Origin of the sequence: Bacillus sp. JJ1532, from assembly GCF_036965085.1 — a bacterium.
Taxonomy (GTDB): domain Bacteria; phylum Bacillota; class Bacilli; order Bacillales; family Cytobacillaceae; genus Cytobacillus.
The window spans coordinates 33,291-51,987 of sequence record NZ_JBALOW010000011.1 but is presented as its reverse complement, the minus strand read 5'-3'; the positions used below and the strand labels follow the sequence as shown (position 1 = coordinate 51,987).

General features: G+C 40.8%; 12 protein-coding genes. 3 read left to right on the top strand and 9 right to left on the bottom strand.

Going from position 1 to position 18,697, the window contains the following annotated elements:
- Positions 1-6: 6 nt before the first annotated feature.
- From V7122_RS04720 to hprK, 3 genes are all read right to left on the bottom strand, one after another.
- On the bottom strand, positions 7-1,272 hold the full coding sequence (locus V7122_RS04720; protein ID WP_335525921.1) for an MFS transporter: 1,266 nt from the start codon (positions 1,270-1,272) through the stop codon (positions 7-9).
- Between the two features lie 154 nt (positions 1,273-1,426).
- Positions 1,427-3,559 (bottom strand): MMPL family transporter, encoded by a 2,133-nt coding sequence (locus V7122_RS04715; RefSeq protein WP_335525974.1) that lies wholly within the window; start codon positions 3,557-3,559, stop codon positions 1,427-1,429.
- A 376-nt stretch (positions 3,560-3,935) separates the two neighbouring features.
- Positions 3,936-4,874: an HPr(Ser) kinase/phosphatase gene (hprK, locus tag V7122_RS04710; protein WP_335525920.1), complete on the bottom strand. Its 939-nt coding sequence runs from the start codon at positions 4,872-4,874 to the stop codon at positions 3,936-3,938.
- A gap of 315 nt (positions 4,875-5,189) precedes the next feature.
- On the opposite strand from hprK, the gene V7122_RS04705 reads away from it, so the two are divergent.
- Entirely contained in the window at positions 5,190-5,447 is a 258-nt protein-coding gene (locus V7122_RS04705; RefSeq protein ID WP_335485062.1) for a hypothetical protein, read from the top strand.
- A gap of 75 nt (positions 5,448-5,522) precedes the next feature.
- On the opposite strand, the gene V7122_RS04700 is transcribed toward V7122_RS04705, so the two are convergent.
- The 4 genes from V7122_RS04700 to V7122_RS04685 all read right to left on the bottom strand — a co-directional run bounded on the left by V7122_RS04700 (position 5,523) and on the right by V7122_RS04685 (position 12,627).
- Positions 5,523-8,705 (bottom strand): DEAD/DEAH box helicase, encoded by a 3,183-nt coding sequence (locus tag V7122_RS04700; RefSeq protein ID WP_335525919.1) that lies wholly within the window; start codon positions 8,703-8,705, stop codon positions 5,523-5,525.
- Between the two features lie 178 nt (positions 8,706-8,883).
- Positions 8,884-9,729 (bottom strand): VOC family protein, encoded by an 846-nt coding sequence (locus tag V7122_RS04695; RefSeq protein WP_335344816.1) that lies wholly within the window; start codon positions 9,727-9,729, stop codon positions 8,884-8,886.
- 219 nt (positions 9,730-9,948) lie between these two features.
- Positions 9,949-12,246: a N,N-dimethylformamidase beta subunit family domain-containing protein gene (locus tag V7122_RS04690; protein ID WP_335525918.1), complete on the bottom strand. Its 2,298-nt coding sequence runs from the start codon at positions 12,244-12,246 to the stop codon at positions 9,949-9,951.
- Between the two features lie 27 nt (positions 12,247-12,273).
- A complete protein-coding gene (locus V7122_RS04685; RefSeq protein ID WP_315666659.1) occupies positions 12,274-12,627 on the bottom strand; it encodes a hypothetical protein in 354 nt (117 codons plus the stop codon).
- Between the two features lie 431 nt (positions 12,628-13,058).
- Between V7122_RS04685 and V7122_RS04680 the strand changes: the two genes are divergently transcribed.
- Together V7122_RS04680 and V7122_RS04675 are read left to right on the top strand one after the other, a co-directional pair.
- Positions 13,059-15,947 carry a transporter substrate-binding protein gene (locus V7122_RS04680; RefSeq protein ID WP_335344818.1) on the top strand — a complete coding sequence of 963 codons (2,889 nt, stop codon included), beginning with the start codon at positions 13,059-13,061 and terminating at the stop codon, positions 15,945-15,947.
- Between the two features lie 231 nt (positions 15,948-16,178).
- Positions 16,179-17,249: a sulfite oxidase gene (locus tag V7122_RS04675; RefSeq protein WP_335344819.1), complete on the top strand. Its 1,071-nt coding sequence runs from the start codon at positions 16,179-16,181 to the stop codon at positions 17,247-17,249.
- Between the two features lie 88 nt (positions 17,250-17,337).
- On the opposite strand, the gene V7122_RS04670 is transcribed toward V7122_RS04675, so the two are convergent.
- Together V7122_RS04670 and V7122_RS04665 are read right to left on the bottom strand one after the other, a co-directional pair.
- The gene (locus V7122_RS04670; RefSeq protein ID WP_335344820.1) at positions 17,338-17,937 is read right to left on the bottom strand and encodes an SET domain-containing protein; all 600 of its coding nucleotides are present in this window, start codon (positions 17,935-17,937) and stop codon (positions 17,338-17,340) included.
- Between the two features lie 183 nt (positions 17,938-18,120).
- Positions 18,121-18,459: a zinc ribbon domain-containing protein YjdM gene (locus V7122_RS04665; RefSeq protein WP_066296368.1), complete on the bottom strand. Its 339-nt coding sequence runs from the start codon at positions 18,457-18,459 to the stop codon at positions 18,121-18,123.
- Positions 18,460-18,697: the final 238 nt, after the last annotated feature.

Genomic DNA, 18,697 nt, shown 5'->3' with positions numbered 1-18,697 from the left:
AATAATTTAAGCAAGTGCTTTCTTAGCTTCCTGCCGCTGTTCCTTAATTAGAAGTCCCCCGATTAGACCGACAAGCGAAAATAGAACCGGTATGATAAATCCGTAGTGATACCCACCTGCAGCCGTACCAAAGTGATCTAATACCTTCCCAAAAATACTTGGCAAAAGAACAGCACTCAGAAAACCGCCTGTATTCGCAAATCCCGAAACAAATCCAACTTCCCTTACATCAAAGGATAGGCGTACAACGGCAAAAGTAAACATATTAGCACCGTTACAAAAGCCGATGATAAAGAATAGCGAAATCAGCATAAAAAGTGGCGGCTTCCCGCTTAATACAAAAAACACGCTCCAGCAAATAACGGTGATGAAATGAACAACGACATAAGGACGCTTGATCGTCCCTAACCGATTGGCCACCCAGCTCGATAAAGGAGATCCCATAACAGCACCAATCAGACCAATCATAATGAGCTGGCTCGCATCAGAACGTGTCATCCCGTACATGTGCATCCCATATGGCACCGCCCACGAACCGATAAATCCGATATATGTTCCGACAATCCCGAAGTGACAAAAGAAGGTTGCCCATGCTTGGCGGCTTGTAAGGATGCGCCTAAGCAGACTCAGTGTATTTTCACGTTTTTCCCTTATTTTTGGGGAGGCAGATGCGGAATCAGTATCGGTTTTAAACATCTGTTTCGGTTTATGAACAAGGACAAAATAAAGAATGAATCCGCTCAGCAATAATATAAGACCCGTTGTAAAAAATGGTTTTCTCCAGCCCCATACCGTAATCCACTCAGAAAAAGGAACTGTTGCCAGCAGGAAGCCCAGACTCCCAACCATCCCCGCTATTCCAATCAATCCTACAAATTCATTACCCTTAAACCACAGGCTTAAGATTAAGACTACGTTTACCCAAATGGTGGCATCCCCAATTCCCACTAATAATCTAGCAAACAAGAGAACATACTCATGCTCTGCCAAACTATAAATCAGCGTCCCTGCACCATTTAATAATGTTCCCGCGATAAGAAAAATATTAGGCCCGAATCGATCTGAAAGTATACCGATTGGTATTTGCAAACTAGCATACGCCAAAAATTGAATACTCGTCAGCAATCCAATGGTCGATGCCGTTACACTAAAGTCCTTCATAATTTGATCTGTAATTAATCCTGGGGCTGTTCTTTGACTTGCGATTACACAATAGGTAAACAAGACTGCGGCAAAAACAACCCATCTATACTTACTATTTTGTTTATCCACTTGTTTCTACCCCTATAAATTTTTTATGATTTCTTCATTATACACCAGATTCTTCGTGTGCCGAACGTTTCTTTTCTATTTAATGGAATCCCGCGAAAAAAAAATCACGGAGCACTTGATGGGGTGTGCTCCGTGATTTTCTAGCTTTATTTTATTAATGCCAATTCCCCGCTTTATAGCTCCCTTTTCGAAAAGGCAGCCACCAATTCCATTTCCCAAACAGCTTCATTAAGCTCGGGACGAGCAAAAGCCGAATAATCGTTGCATCAATGGCCACGGCAACGGCGATCCCAACCCCGATCTGTTTCACCGGCATCACATCCGTAAAGGCAAAGGCCCCAGTTAAAACAATCATGATTAAGGCAGCGGAAGTAATAATTTTACTCGTTGTGGCAAGGCCTTCCACAGTGGCCCTGTCATTGTCAAAGGAACTTGCATATTCCTCCTGCATTCTCGATATGAGAAAGACTTCGTAATCCATGCTAAGCCCAAACACGAGGCTAAAGACGAGAACTGGAATAATGAGGGCAATCGTACCGGCTGTCAGTCCAAAATGACCATATTGAAAAATATAAACAAGGATCCCAAACGTTGCTGCTAATCCAATGATATTCATCAGGATTGCCTTAATCGGAATGAGAATGGACCGGAATGCAAGCATCAGAATGAAAAAGGTCGAAACGATAATCACCGTGAGAACGAGCCAAATTTGATTCGAAATTTCATCAAAGATTTCTTGATTAAATTTTGGCTGTCCACCAATGAGTAAATCAAATTCTGTTTCTTTTTCCGATAAATGCCGGGCCCAATCCTGTGCTTTTGTCGAGGCTCCAGAAGCATTTAAGGTAACGGGAATGAGCAGCTTTTCATCGTTAATGAATGATTCTGTTAACGGTTCGAGTTTGGCCTTCATTTCGGGCACCGTCCATGCCTGTTCCCATTCCTCCGGCAAGTGAATCCCACTCAAAGCATAAATGGTTTTGACCTCTTCAACTAGCGGGTCTTTTAACAGATCCTCTTCTAATTTCTTCATCTGCTCTAAACCATCGGTATCCTGCCAGCCATTTTCGCGGGTGGCTATAACAAAAGCAGAGGCTTTCTTTCCAAGGCCAAATTCATCCTCCAGCAGCTCATAGGCTTGACGGGAATCATACGATTCAGGCAAAGAATCAATTTGCGGAATCGTTAAATTCATGTCTTTTGCAGGGATAAGAGCAATTCCTAATAATATGAGAGCGATGATCGTAATGATAACAGGACGCTTTATGACCGAATTGGCGAAAAGGCGCCAGCGATCCGTCCCGTTTTGGTTTACTTTTAGCAGCTGCCACTTATCAATTTTATCCCCTAATGCGATTAATACGGATGGCAGCAGTGTGATGGAAGTGAGTACCGCCATCGCAACAACAATCATCCCGCCTATAGCGATATTTTGAAAAATCTCAACTCGAATGAACAGCATAGCGCCTAAACCGATAAACACACAAAAGGCAGAAAAAATGACTGATCGCCCAGCTGTCCGAATGGTTGTAGAAACCGCATCAAACAAGTTTGATTTTTTCCGTTCCTCCCGATACCGGCTAATAAACAATAGCGCAAAATCAATACTCAGCGCGAGCCCCAGCATCGGAATGATGTTCATGACAAAAATAGATAAATCCACATGGCCGCCTACTATCGTCAGCGTTCCAAAGGAAACAAGAATCGTTGTAATTCCAATAATTAGCGGAATCGTTGAAGCAATAACCGTTCCAAAAGCAAAAAGAAGAACGATCACTGCAATAGGAAGGCCAATCGCTTCTGCAATCATTAAATCCTTTTGACTGGCTGTATTGATATCCTTGGAAATCGCAGGTGCCCCTGTCAGCACAATTCCCTCTTCATCTCCAATTGTTTCACGAATATCTGTTACGACTTGGGTCATATCCAGATCCTTATCATCAAATTGAAGAATCGCATAAGCTAGCTGATCTTTATAGAGTGTCGGATCTTCTAAAGGCGAGGTAATGGTAGAAGCAACACCAAGTTCCTCTACTTTTTTTACCATATCCTCGATTTTTTTATCGCTAGCTTCGTTGAAAACGAGGAACATGGTTTCTACTGGCATATTGAATGTATCCGCAGCGATATCCATAACCTCCGAATGCTCCCCATTCATCCGAAACCCATCGCCCTGCAGCATAGCTGGAAGCCGGATAGCGAAAAACGACATAACAACCGTCAGTACTATCCATGCCAAAATGATATATTTATATGTTTTCGTTACAAAACGTGCTAATGTCCGAATAGTCCCTCTCCTCCTATCCTTACAATTACTTTTACCTTTTTAGTTTAGCTGATGAGTAGGGAAATGTCTCACAAAAGAAGGCTAGGCTAAGGAATTTAGAGTGAATAAGGTGTGCGAAATTTTTATGATGAGTGTATTTTTCGTGAGGGACGCTAAACAAGGTCCATGAATATTTCATAGTAAGCGTTTTTATCGAAGGGTCCCCGAAACGCGTGCCATGAACACTTCATAGTGAGTGTTTTTATCGAAGGGACTTCGAAACGCGCGCCATGAGACTTCTATAGTGAACGCTTTGCACGGCCATTCATCTGAACATAATCCTAAAGACCCCCTACCCTATATCAAACAGGCAGAGGGTCTGCTATTCATTAAATACTTATTTCCAGCTCGACTCCGGCCCCTCTCCTTCAAGGCGCTTCATGAATTCTTCCGCTGCGCTGTAGCCTTGCTGCTTTAAGTACCAATTATTAGCGGCGGCTTCGATTAATCCAGCCACATCTCGGCCCGGTTGGAGCTGAATTTGTATATGAGGGATCTGAACACCCATGTATTCCGTAAACTTGGACTCAAGCTCAAGCTCGTTATTAAGATCATCCTTTTCCCACTTCGTTAATTCGATATCAAGAGCGATCCGGGTTTCCTCTTGGAAAGCCTTCCTTCCATACAGACGCACTACATTTAATAGTCCAATGCTGCGCAGAGCAAGGAATTCCTTATTCATTCCATTATGGGAGCCGAGAAGCGTTTGCGGGCTAAGTTTTTTCAGCACAACGATGTCATCGGCGATTAGTCGGTGTCCGCGTCCGATTAGCGTATGGGCGGTCTCGCTTTTTCCAACGCCTGATTTACCTCTCAGCAAAATGCCGATCCCCGAAACGTTCACACATACACCGTGAACAGCAGTCTCGGGTGCCAGGGTTTTAACCATAAAGGCATCAAGCTTTGCAATAAATTCGTAAGTGGATTCCTCTGTTTGCAGCAAAGGAATCTTCTCCTCGTTGCAAAATTGGGCCAAGTACTTCGGTTTTTCCTGATGGGAGGTCACGATAATACATGGGGGATTATATTTAACAATATTGCCAGCACGAAGCTTTCTCTCATCATCATCTAACGTCTTTAAATAATTTACTTCATGCTTCCCGAGAACCTGAACATTTTCCATCGGTAAAAATTCAAAGAAATCGATAAATTCTAAGCCAGGTCGAACTGTTTTCGGTTTTGTAATGATCCGGTCCAATTGACTCTCTCCAGCTAATATCTCTAATTTAAACTGCCGAACCAATTGTTCTATCGTAATGGAGTTTCCGCTCATCATACTCTCCCTCCCGTTTCTTAAATCTAATATTCTTTTAAAAATCATGTTTGTTGATTTTTGAAACTTGGTTCGGAAAAATTCTCTCCCTTTTTCCGACCATATGTACAAATTAATAAAAATTTAATAGCGCTTTCAAAAAAGGGTACTAAGCCCTATGTATGATGAAATTTCAATTGTAGGTCAATACCTATCCTGCATTTCCCTATAATACTAATTACAAATGAACGTTACAACACTATTATGCCAACTGTTATAAAATTGTTAAATATTCAGGCATTTACTTATTTACGTTTGAATAAGAAGGAAGTTTCAACTTTGATAAATACTCAGAAGGTAAATGAAGAAATCCATGAGGTTTCAGCTGTAACGGAGCAATTAAGTGCGGGATCAGAGGAAATGTTCGCATCCCTAGAGAGTATTGCCAATATTACAAAACAAACGGTTGAAGATACGATAGAAGTAGATCGTGCATCGAAAGAGGAAATAGAAAAAATAAATAATTTAGAGGAAACAACTCTTTTATTAAAGGGATTTGCGGAAAAGCTTGAAGAATCTATTTCTACATTTAAATAATTTCTTAAAGGAGGAGAGAGAGACAAAACGTATGTATCTGTCTCTCAATTTTTTTATAGCGTTTCTATGTCGCCCTTAAACCCCCAATATCTCCCTAATATCTTCATCCGTAAGAGCAGACATCACACCCTCCTTGGATTCTATGACCTCTTCTATTAAATGGCGCTTTTTCTCCTGCAGTTCATTCACTTTTTCCTCGATGGTCCCGCGGGATATAAGCTTAATGACCTGCACCGTTTTCGTTTGCCCGATGCGATGAGCGCGGTCTGCAGCCTGCTCCTCGACAGCCGGATTCCACCAAAGATCATATAGAATAACCGTGTCAGCACCAGTCAGGTTGAGCCCTGTGCCGCCCGCTTTCAAGGAAATGAGGAAAAAGTGGCGCTCCCCTGCATTGAATTGATTGCATAAATCCACACGTTCTTCGGATGGAGTTTGACCATCCAAATAGAAGAAAGGCAGACCTTGTTTCACCAGTTCTCTGCCAATAAGCGAAAGCATTTTTGTAAATTGGGAGAAAATCAGCACCCTTCTTCCTGAAAGCCTTGCCTCTTCAATTAGCTGCATGAGCTGCAAAAATTTTGCTGAGCTTCCTTTATAGCCGTCTACGAACAAGGCTGGATGGCAGCAAATTTGTCTTAATCTTGTTAATCCTGCAAGAATCCGAATGCGATTTTTCCTGAGTGTGTTCTTGTCCAAATGTTTAAGCGTGTCATGACGAAGCTTCGCCAAATAGGCTGCATACAATTTCTTCTGATCCGGGAACAGCTCTACTGATATCACCGCTTCATTTTTCTCAGGAAGCTCTGACAGAACATCCTCCTTCAGCCTGCGAAGCAAGAATGGACGAATTCTTCTGGATATCGTCTTTTTTGACAAGTGACTGTATTCCTGTAATCCCATAAATAATTCTGGAAAGACAACGTGAAAAATCGACCAAAGCTCCTCAATCGAATTTTCAATAGGCGTCCCGGTGAGGGCAAAACGGTGGTTCGCCTGTATTCTTTTCACCGCTCTCGCTGTTTGCGTGATCGGATTTTTAAAGGCCTGTGCCTCATCGAAAAACACAGTATGGAAGGCCTGTTTCTCGTACCATTTGATATCTCGGCGCAGCAGGGGGTAAGAGGTAATAACGACATCCATTTCTATGCAAGCCCTTTGCAATTGGACCCTCTCTGCTTTACTGCCATCCATCACCAAAGCTTCTATTTCCGGAGCAAACTTCATCAATTCGCTAAGCCAGTTATAGGTTAATGAGGATGGACATACGATCAGAACAGGCTCCCTCTTCTCACGGATATCCGAGAGCTCTGATAAAATAAACGCAATGCTCTGCAGTGTTTTCCCAAGTCCCATATCATCTGCAAGAATCCCTCCGAACCCATAGCCGGCAAGGGTTTTCACCCACTTAAAGCCTTGTTTTTGGTAATCCCGCAAAATAGGCTCTAACTTCTCTGGAACCTTGTCCTCCAAACTTGCAGGATTGCGAAGCTTTTCTAAAAACTGCTTAAACGATTCCTCCAATGTAAAGGCTTGGCTCCCCTCTGCCGAATCTAGCAGCCGAAGCCCCTGAACAATCGGGACATTCAACCCGCTTTCTAAATCTTCATCTTGGGCAGGAACAGCACGCAGGAAACGTTGTATTTCTTCAAACTCCCGTGTTTCCAATGAAAGCAACGATCCGTTTCGCAAACGATAATACCTTCTTTTTTCCTCCAAAGCTTGTAAAATATCCCGGATTTGCTGTTCAGGTATGCCGTCCATTTCAAATTTAAACTCCAGCCAATTGGTGCGTTCCTTCTTGACCCTCACCCTAATTTGCGGACGGGCGTTTTCTCTGAAAATCCGATTTCTTACCGCTGTTGTGGCATAAATCTGCATAAGCTTCTCCAGCTTTGGAACGGTGTAGCATAAAAACTCGAACTCTAGCTCTTCATTTTGCAAAAAATAACCGCCATCCGTTTTACCGAAGGAGCTATCCTCCATCAGCTGAAGGATCGCGTCTTCCTTTTCCTCGTCCCTTATGAGCATGATGCTCAAAGGCGGTTCCCGTCCCTCTAGCGGGTTGATGACGATATTTTCATAATGAAACTCAAGCCCAGCGAGCAGACGATTTTTTACCCGATCCAAATAAAGCTTCGCGATTAATGGAGCCCTCACAAGCCGATTAGCAATGGCATCTGATATACGAACATTTCCGACTTTTTTCAAGCCCGGAATCACTTTTTCCAAAAAAAAATCAACCTGATTGCTCGAAATCGGAATTTCATTCGTTCCGGTCGTTTCGAGCATTTGTTTCAATTCCATTAGACGCCTGCAGTCTTCTTCTTTCAGCTGAATGATTCGCCCATCATATAAGACTGCCCTGTATAAATCCATCACCATCAAACGGTCCATTCCGCTTATACGCAACTGATATCCTTTTCTTTCACTTTCTTCAAAGTCAAACTGTAACGGAAGCCCCTCTTCTGACAACCGTAGACCTTCAAACGTATTTCCGGCATACATTAGCTTAACGAGTGGAGCCTTAATAAGGAGAGGAAGAAGTCGTCCCCAAGAAGAAGACGGAATCATCACCATGTGGTCGCTTTTTGCACCGTCCGATTGATTTGACAGAGAGGCCTTTTCATCTTGCCTTACTTGAAGGAGCTCCTGAATCACATCATCTGTTTCCTTTTGAAAGCAATGAATCCCCGAATCATACGTGAATAGTGTAGAAAGCTCGCAGGATTGGCCTGCCCCCATTCTATCCAGAAATCCCCGAATATCCAGGACATGAACAGGGCCTACTTTTATTTCGACCCCCATCATCCATGAACCCTTGCCCGTATCCACCGGTTTACAGATGAGTTCAGCAGGAAGAACTTGTCTATTTTCAAAATGAAGCTGCTCGCCGCTTGACCGAACGGGCTGATCGTTGAAAAGCCGAAGCAGCCCCTCCGTCAGCAAATCATTCTGCATCGGCTCTGCCCCTTGACGCTGCCGATCGTACATAGCTAGCAAAACAGCCGCAATATGCTGGCAATCATTTTTAACAGAAGCAAGCTTTGGACAGCTACATGCGGTCTTTAGGCCGCCACTTTCATTCATTTCAATCGTCACATTGAAGTCTTCCGTACCTGTAACTGTAGCTTCACAGCAATTATGACTGTATTTATTTATCTTTATCTTTCCCGCACGATAAAAAGAGTCTCCTCTTTTGAAGGAGACAGCACCGCACATGTCTTTGATCATTTTTTGAGTTAAATGCAGTTCCACATGTACCGCTCCTTTCTGAGGATACGTTCATACATATTTTAATCATACTCTGCAAAGAGGATAAAAGGCAAAAATGGAGGGAAACTCTCCAACCACGAAGAAACAATATTCTTTTCAAAAAAATGAAAAGCAAGCCTAAGATGGTTGTGCTCCCCATCTCTAGGCCTGCTTTATCTGCTTAGACAACCAACCGTATCCCATTCCCAGCTGGGTCACTTGTCACATAATAATCCTCTTCCTCTTTAACCGATGCACCGATTCCCTTCAACTGTGCAACCACGTTGTCTCTAGCTGCCTCATTCGGAAAAACAAGTGTGTACCATTTCAAACCTACACTATTTTCCGGAGGGGTTGGTGCTCCGACTCCCTGCCAAGTATTGATGGCAATATGATGATGGTAGCCTCCGGTTGATAGAAAGACAGCTTGCGGGTAGTAGCTAACAGTCTGAAAACCAAGGCCCTTCGTATAAAATTCCTCTGCCTGATGGAGATCCGCTACATGCAGGTGAATATGCCCCATCAGAGTATCAGCAGGCAAACCAGTCCACTCCGCATTACTTTCAGCCAAGATTCCTTCCCCATCCAGCTGTTCCGTTGCCATATCCACTAACCCATTCTTCCAATTCCATTCATCAGACGGGCGGTCACGATATACTTCGATTCCATTTCCATCTGGATCATTGAGATACAAAGCTTCACTCACATAATGATCGGCCGCTCCAAATCGGTAGCCAGTCTGAAGCAAATGCCGTAAAAAGACAGATAAATCAGCTCGGGTTGGCAGCAGAATGGCAAAATGATATAAACCTGACGTACGGCCAGTTTTCGGGACGACATCTGCAGGCTGTTCAAGTGTGACTAATGGAGTTTTCCCATCAGTTGTTAGGACAGCTTTATGACTAGTTTCTTCTAATATATTGAAGCCCATTAAATTTTGATAAAAATTGATTGAGGCTTGTAAGTCTTTTACTTTTAAATTCACTTCTCCAACATAAATATTTGGTTTCTTATGGAAGCTGTTCATCCTCATTACCCCTTTATAAACGTTTTTTTTATTATATGCCTAATACATATAAACTAACGTATTGATAATTATATTTAATTGGAGATATTTTAATTTAAAACATTAGTAAAGTAAAGGGGATTCTATACAACAAAAAGGTAAGCTCCTCTAATTTTTGACCGGAGCTTACCATACCCATTAAACTATTAATCTAACAATAACTCTTTCTTATTAAAACAATTATTTTACAGTTTCAGCCTTCTTGCTCAAATCCGGAAATGGAATCGGTTCATCTGATAAGAAACGATTCAAAACATTCTCTGTTAGACGAGAAATATTATTATCGTAATTATTGTGTGATAGGCTTCCGCAATAAGCAATAGAGCTTGTTGAGAATACCGCACCACCATTTGGGGTCGGGTAGTAAACCATATCAGCCCTAACTCTTGGATTCTCTTCCCCGCCTAGGCCTGGAATATTAAAGTACAATTCTTCTGCTACCGGCACATAGACATTTGTGTGGCCTACAGATGAAGCCACAATGACGGCATGTGAAGGAGTTCCAAGCTCCTCATCATAAATATCTAATTCTAATCCAGCTGCTCCTCCACCTACTAGACCAAAGTCACCGATTTTTTCGTCTTTTCCAATTCCCTCAAAAATCCATTCTACTCCTGGTTCAAAGCTATCTTCTGATCTGAGATAATAAGAGGATACTTCAAAGCCCTCCGCCATATATCCTACGCCGCAAACCTTTTGAGGCGCCCTGCCGCGGTGCTTCCAAATACTGCCCTGTTCGCCTGTAATACTTAAATGAATTTCGCCCGGTTTAGATTTCCAGCCTTGGTTTCCATAATTCTTTCGAACTTCCATGAGGTTTGGATTTTTCGGATCAAAGGTAACAACCCAATAGAATCCATTTGAGCCCATATACATGAAGCGGCCCCCATTAGCTTGGTAATCCTCTACAGCATCCAGCATTTGGCCCGAGTAGTACTCTGGGTGAGAGCCTGTAATGGCCACTTGATAATGGCTTAACAGCTCATATCCTTCAAAATGCAAGTCTTGATCCGTAATGACATCAAAGTCAAAGCCTTTTTCAGTCAGCCAGTCGATTAAGTGTAAATCCGCATTAAATTGCCATAGGGAAGGAGATAGATTATGACGGTATTTTGGTCTCATATTCAAAATTGGCCGCAAGCTTGATGAGAAGCAAACCCCAGAGCCATCATTATGATGATCATATGTGGATAGACCAAATTCCGCATGCTCCCCTAAATACATATCCTCCTGCTGTACGACTGGAGCCCTTCCAAACATAAGCTGGGCAAGCGGGATATCCTGGAAGCGGTTGTTGGCGTATGCTAAATAGCTGGCAGTAGGAATAATTAGAGCTGCTTTCGCAGTAGGCTTTCCCTTCTTCGGTCTAACAAAGAATACAATGTAATCCTCATCATCTCCTGCATACACATGGGCAGCATATACACCGCTTTTTAACGAGTCAGGTACTGTCCATTCAAAGTCAACATCCCATTTCGCATCAGTCATATCATCATCATGGAATTGAATAGCTCCATATTGTTCTGGAGCATGGGTAAAGTTTTGCTCCTCAGATGTCCAGTTATATCCAGTCATCGCGCGAGTAGGGTGATTAACTGCTTCACCATGGATTTGATTTGGCCCCTTATCATATATCTTTTCAAGCTCCTTGATGCCCTTCTTCGTAATCCCCTCTGCAAAGTCCCATGCAGCTACAACGCGATTTCCAGAAGGATTTTCAATCCATGCAGACATTTCTTCTTTCGTTAAAGCTGCATTCGCTATACGCGGACGGTCAATTTTTCCATTGAATCGCCAAATAACCTTTTGTTTACCGTCTGCCTTTTGGAAAATACTAGCGATAATGAATTCAGCATCATTGGAAGTATGGGGCTTCACTACAGTCTCTACTTCATTACTAGCATTCATATCATCAATGCCGAATGGAAGTGAAAATCTCCCATTTGTTTTCGTAATAACAGCTTCTTGGAAAACAGTTATTTTTCCCGTTTCTGCATCAAAGGATCCCCCAACAAAAAACCATGTGCCTTGTATAAGTGGCTTGTTTGTGCTAACCTTCTCAACTTTCCCGTTTTGATCGCCAATCCATAAAGCCAGACAGCCTTTTTCGTCAATAAAAAGGCCATAGCCTGAATTTTGATCAGGGGACCATTTTGTTAGAATTCCTTGCACGCCTAAATCAGGTGTTGTTGGAAAAATCATTGCTTGCAACGAAAAACTGCTAACGCTTTCAAAATGAGACTGAGAATCGAATTTGATATAGGACCCCATATGTATGGCCTGCTTTCTGCCATCATACTCCTTATTCACATCTGCATCTACACTATAAATCTTTAGTCCTGGCCCTTCAGGGTTGGAATCTCCATGGACAAGATGGACAATTTCTGTTTTATATTTTTTTTGGTCACTGTTTACCATAAATTTAATATTTTGACCAGGCTGAACACTTAATCGATCTGTATAACCGTTAATTGCCAATAGAATCCTCTCCCTTTTTGGTAGTTATTAATCTACTAATCCATGTTTTTTGAGTCTTTTAAGGAATAATGCATGCTCCGCCTTCTCACGTGTGTCAAAGCATTGATCTTCAAAAACTTTATAAGGAACTCCGCGCTTCCCTGGATGCTCCCCTAAACACCATTCTTGATGTGGCTTTGTACAAACAATAAGATCTTTTCCTTCGATAATTTCGTGATTTCTTCTTAGGAAATTGAGAACCATGCTCAGATTATAGCTATGTCTGCCAACAGGCTGCTTTCTATGCTCTTCAATTAACTCCTCTGTAATAAGGGGCTTAATGTTATTCTCAAGGATGTATTTATCTGTACTTAAATAAGCTTTCTTTGCTTGTGCATTCAAAATAAACCCTCCTTAATTTTCAACATGTAATGTTTCTGACCTACCAAAGTAGCTGAATAAATTTTAGAATAGTCAGTCAATTAACTTTGAATTTTGGGTGACATTTGTAATAAACCCAAACAATCAGTCACTTCCTTTCTTTGTTTTGCACCCTTCACTATTTGTAATGCAAAATCCATACCAAGTTTCATAGATAAAAGACTTAAAGGTTTTTTTAATGAAATGAAGAATATAATACATTGATGTTGTTAACCTTTTGATAGTCAACTTTTCTTCCTTTTATAAAAATTACATTTTTCATTTAAAAAATTTTCTCACAAACAAAATGTTAAGCATTTGTACACTCAAATCTGTAAAGAGGATGTTCAACTGTCAAATTAGTGTACTGAACAAAAAATGAACAATTTTATAAAAGAAAGGAGCCAATATCAATGGAAAAACAGGAGTTGAAAGTGGGAATTCTCTTTTCATTAACAGGGACAACCAGTATTACCGAACGGGGACAGTATCAAGCATGCTTATTAGCGATTAAACATATTAATGAAAGCGGCGGTATTAATGGAAAAACACTTATCCCGATCGTTGAGGATGCAGCTTCCGATCCTGATATAACTCGCCAGAAGGCTGAAAAGCTTATCGTTACCGATCAAGTAACGGCCATTGTTGGCTGCTACACCGCTGCATGCAGGAAAAGTGTTATTCCCGTTTTGGAAATGCATAATAATTTATTATTCTATCCGACCATAAATGAAGGCGGAGAAATGCATCCCAACATCTTTTATTCCAATTCAACTCCTAATCAACAGCTGCTGGAATTCATCCCTTGGCTCATCCGCCATGTCGGAAAGACCTTTTACCTTCTAGGCTCAGACTATATTTATCCTAGGGAGATAAACCGATTCGTACGCCAGCTAGTTGAATATCACGGAGGATCTGTGTTTGGAGAACAATACGTTGCACTAGGAAACCAAGTTTTTGATAAGCATTTCAGTGAAATCCGACAGATGAATCCAGATATTATCTTTTCGACCTTGGTTGGCGACAGTACTATTAGCTATTACCAGCAGCATGAAAAACTCGGGTTTCAGCAGGCCATTGCTAGTAATGTGACAGCAGAAACCGAAATTAAAGCGATTGATCCTAAAGGAAAAACTGAACTTTATTCCAGTTTTTCATATTTCAGCACTATTGATCGTGCCGAAAATAGAAAATTCATAATGGAATTCCAGCGAATTTATGGGACTGATATTATTAGTTCTGTTATGGAAAGTGCCTATAATAGCATGATCCTGCTTTCAGAAGCACTCAAAAGAGTAGATACCTTCTCAGCTGATGCCATTCGACGTGCCTTGTCTGGTCTATCCATTGAAGCCCCACAAGGGAAAATTATGGTTGATCCGATCAATCAGCATGTATGGCTAAATTCTCGGATTGGAAAGGTTACTGAATCCGGTCAATTTCATATTTTATGGGAGTCAGATAATCCAATTAAACCGATTCCCTTAATGGAAGATGCCCTGCCATCACACCGTAAGGACATTATCCCTGTCAAAAAGAATGAACAATTCCAGACTAAAAATAATCAATGCGAGCCCCTTCTTTCTGAACTCAAAAAGAATCTTTCAAAGCTGCCCTTCCCGTTTGCCTATTTTAATGAGGAAGGTGTGCTGATAGAAATCATTAATGGTGGCTTTCCCGCAGCAACCTCCCCACTATTAAATTTGCGACCGGGAGATACGGTAAATAGCACTCTATTGAAAAACAGTGGAATTGCTGCTGCTTTCAGAGTGAAAACTTCCGCATATGAAGTTACAAATGAAAGGGATATGAAATCAAACAATACATATGTTGTTGCAGGGTTCACTATTATTGGATCATTTGATGAACTTAAAGGTGTATTGGGCGTTTATATGCCAAAGACTTCATCTGAATCAACTGAACAGCTGCTGGAAAGCATTAGGTGTATCATCCATCTAAGTTCTAAGCTAGTTGAAAGTCAAGAGAAACAGTATATTCTAAATAACGCCCTTGGTGAAATTACAGACCAGCAGCCGGGAGGCTTGTTTATCATAAAGGAAGGGCAAATTCATTTTCAAAACAATAAGGCAGCAGAACTATGGAGAAATAAACAAAGCCTAGTACAAACTGTTTTACAGGAGATTTCTTTGAATAGGGCGGATAGAGAAAAGGGCGAGGAGAGTATTTTAAGGCGTAAGGATAGCGAAGAAAGCTACGAGATTAAAGTACAAAAGAAAAATTCGTTGATTTTTATTCATTTTAAATCCCTTCCTCGCCATCCGTATCGGTTTTCCTTTAATGAAAGAAAGAACTTAACCACCTATGATCTAGTCGGCTCTAGTGATTTATTTTTAAAAACAATTGAATTGGCACGCTCTGCTTCGAAAATACAAGCTAATACTCTTTTACTAGGGGAAAGCGGGACTGGCAAAGAGATGTTTGCCCGTGCTATCCATAATGAAAGTGCACGGAGGAATAAGCCATTTGTAGCGATAAATTGCGGTGCAATTTCAAAAGAACTGATTAATTCTGAACTGTTTGGGTATGTAGAAGGGGCTTTTACAGGTGCCAAAAAGGGCGGCAGCCCAGGCAAATTTGAGGTTGCTAATGGCGGGACTCTTTTTCTTGATGAAATTGGTGAAATGCCTCTTGAGCTGCAAACAGCCTTATTAAGGGTTTTGCAAGAAAAAGAAGTCGTTCGCGTTGGCGGTCACAAGCCTATTCCATTAGACGTTCGAATAATTGCCGCAACGAATAAGGATCTTTTTCAGGAAATTGCCTTCAATGGCTCATTTCGTAGTGACCTGTATTACCGGCTAAATGTTTTTACTATCGAATTAATACCTCTTCGCAAAAGGCCTGAAGATATCGCCCATTTCAGTTATCATTATTTAGAAGATTTCAATGCCCTAACTGGTAATAAGAAGGAATTTTCAAATGAAGCCATGATGCTAATGAAAAAATACAATTGGCCCGGAAATGTACGAGAGCTTTGCAACGTTATTGAAAGGGCCTATTACTTAGCAGGGAACTCATCCATTATTGAACAAGAGCATCTTCCTCAAGAAATAGCTGAAAATGTCCAAGCATTTAAGCAGGAAGACACTTATACCCTCCATAATATAAAGAGCATTACGGATATAAAGGAAAAAAACTATGAACACGAACGCCAATTTTACATTCAAACATTAATGAAACACAAGGGAAATATCACAAGAACAGCCAAACACCTTAGCATCTCCCGTACAACCCTGTACCAGAGACTTAAAGAATTCCAAATTGAAATTAGAAAAGTTAAATAGATGTATAGAGAAGCATACATCCCTGATGTTGGAGGGTGTATGCTTCATATTTTTTATAAACCCGCGGATCCTTCTAATAAATCAAAGTTTATTTCAAAGATAGATGTTATATCCATTACAGCCTGTTTGAAAAATAAGCATAAATTGAGTTTTCTATTCACGTTAACTATGCCTACTTAGGATGAATTCAACATAATCATTATTAATCACCATTCTTACCAGGAGGGAATTATGCAAAATCAGCCATATCCTGTTGTAAAGCCCTTTTTAAAAACACATAGCTTAGTTCCTGAAAATCAGGAATCACCGATTCATTTCATTAAAAATGACATCGTGCCAGCCAAATTTTTTTATAGACGGAACCACTTTTCTTATCCGACATTATCTTATTCAAGCTATTGGCTCCCTATTAATGGACTCGTATCAACTCCCTCACTGCTTTCTATGCAAAACATTCTGCAGCTTCCAGCAAAAACAGTAAAGATTGCACTCGAATGTGCAGGAGACAAGCGAAGCCTTTTCGAACCTAAAGTATTTGGGGAACAATGGGAAAAGGGAGGAATAAGCCAAGGTTATTGGAAGGGGGTTCCTTTGCGTGTCTTGCTTAAACAGACTGGCATTAGAGAAGGGGCTAAGGAAGTAGTCATAGAAGGCTACGATTATGGAAAAAGAACCGATTCCGATCAGATTCATACGTATACACGAAGCCTGCCTCTCGAAAAAGCACTGCACCCTGATACTTTAATTGCCTATGAATATAATCATCAGCCCATTCCGTTTAAGCATGGTTACCCATTGCGATTAATTGTGCCTCAATGGTACGGCATGGCTTCTGTCAAATGGATAAAGCAAATATCGATTATTGATTCTCATTTTTCCGGTCCTTTCCAATCGATAGACTATGTGTATTATCCTCATAAGGAAAATGACAAGGATGCTTTTCCGGTCACAACGCTTCATGTCAATTCAACGATTCAGCAGCCTTTGGATATGAAAATTTTAAATACAGGTAAGCATTTAATAAAAGGAATAGCTTGGACGGGTGAAGGCACTGTTTCAAAAGTTGAGATTAGTTTGGATGATGGGCAAACGTGGACAAATGTGAAAATGGAAAATCGGGATCCTGTTGGTTATGGCTGGGTGGCGTGGTCATACCAGTGGAAGGCAGCTGAGAAAGGTGAATACGTGATTATTTCAAAAGCAACCGATTCTTACCACCGAGTTCAGCCATCGATACCTTTCTGGAATAGAAAAGGCTATGGGTACAATGCGGTTGATAAAGTTAAGGTTAAGGTAGAATAACAGCTTTTTTTTGCTATTAAAAATATACATGCTGAAAGAGCAAGGAATTTACCTCCTGCTCTTTTTAGCTTTCATCATTAATAATCCATTACCTATGTTTATTTCGGTCATAATAGATGCATTGGATTGAATCCAATAGAATTTGCTCTGACGATGCAATTTTTACTTTTTCCATAAATTGTGGTTGAATGAGATGAATGAGTGGCTGATTAACCTCATGCAGGTTTCGTAAAGCTTCAATTACTTTTTGATCCCATTCCTCTGAGAAATAAAGAAGATCATCAGGGTAAACTTCCTTTCTTTCTGTTCCATCCTCTGGTATACACTCAAAGGGTTCATCTATATTTAAAGTTCCATAATCATCCGTTAATTGCTCCCCAGGATGAATGTCCCGGACTGCCACTTCAAATTCATAAGCTGTTCCTAAACAATTAGCATGAAAACTATGGTTCACATATCTGCCTAAATCCCAACAAAGAATATATTTTCCTTCTTGATTACGATAGGAGTATTTCTTTAGGAGCTCCCTTCTGTATTGATCTAGATTTTCAACATCGTTTGGCTCCAGTATTTGATCCAGCTCATCCAAAGCCCACGTAATTGTACCCTTTGGAATGAATTCAGTTGCAAATACCCCAAAACCTATCTGATCATTAATAAAGCGTAATTCCGTATGTGGGTGAATCATGTCGAGTATTCCCCTTTGCATAGTTGGTTTTATCCATAATCTATGCACATAAATCCAGCTTGTTGCAAAAGAAAAAGCTGTTTCTGCCTCATTTTAGGCAGAACAGCTTTTATCTTTCTTCAACGATTCAGAGCCCTTAGGTAAGGACATCTTACATACAAGCATGTTAATATCTTGTCTTTCTTATACCTTTTTAACAAATTCAGATTTTAATTTCATGGCTCCAAAGCCTTCAATTTTGCAATCAATATCATGGTCGCCATCCACAAGACGGATTCCTTTAACCTTCGTTCCAACCTTGATAACAGATGAACTCCCTTTCACCTTAAGGTCTTTAATGACCGTAACCGTATCCCCATCGTTTAGGATATTTCCATTTGCATCTTTATAAACCTTTACGTCATCATTTTGTGCCTCCGATTCCAGATTCCATTCATGGGCACATTCCGGACAAATAAACAGATTTCCATCTTCATATGTATATTCTGAATTACATTTTGGACAATTAGGCAATTTCGACACTGGCAATTTCCCCCTTCATTATTAGTCTAAATACTCTCTTGGTTTCATCGCCTACAAGTATATTGGATAATCAATAAAGTTTCCACTAAACTTCATAAATGCTTGTCTTAGTATGTTATTATCACCGGCCTTAAATACCATGAACTTTCATGGCTATTGTTTTCCAACTTAACCTGCATAAACGAGATTCATGAACCCTTCATGACTTCCGTTTTCCATCTTAAACTACTAAAACAAG

Bases quoted from the DNA above. Each gene is read 5' to 3' on its own strand.
- V7122_RS04695 (WP_335344816.1), bottom strand. From the start codon at position 9,729: ATGAACAGCTTCCATAAGAAACCAAATATTTATGTTGGAGAAGTGAAT.
- V7122_RS04675 (WP_335344819.1), top strand. From the start codon at position 16,179: ATGCAAAATCAGCCATATCCTGTTGTAAAGCCCTTTTTAAAAACACAT.
- hprK (WP_335525920.1), bottom strand. From the start codon at position 4,874: ATGATGAGCGGAAACTCCATTACGATAGAACAATTGGTTCGGCAGTTT.
- V7122_RS04680 (WP_335344818.1), top strand. From the start codon at position 13,059: ATGGAAAAACAGGAGTTGAAAGTGGGAATTCTCTTTTCATTAACAGGG.
- V7122_RS04670 (WP_335344820.1), bottom strand. From the start codon at position 17,937: ATGATTCACCCACATACGGAATTACGCTTTATTAATGATCAGATAGGT.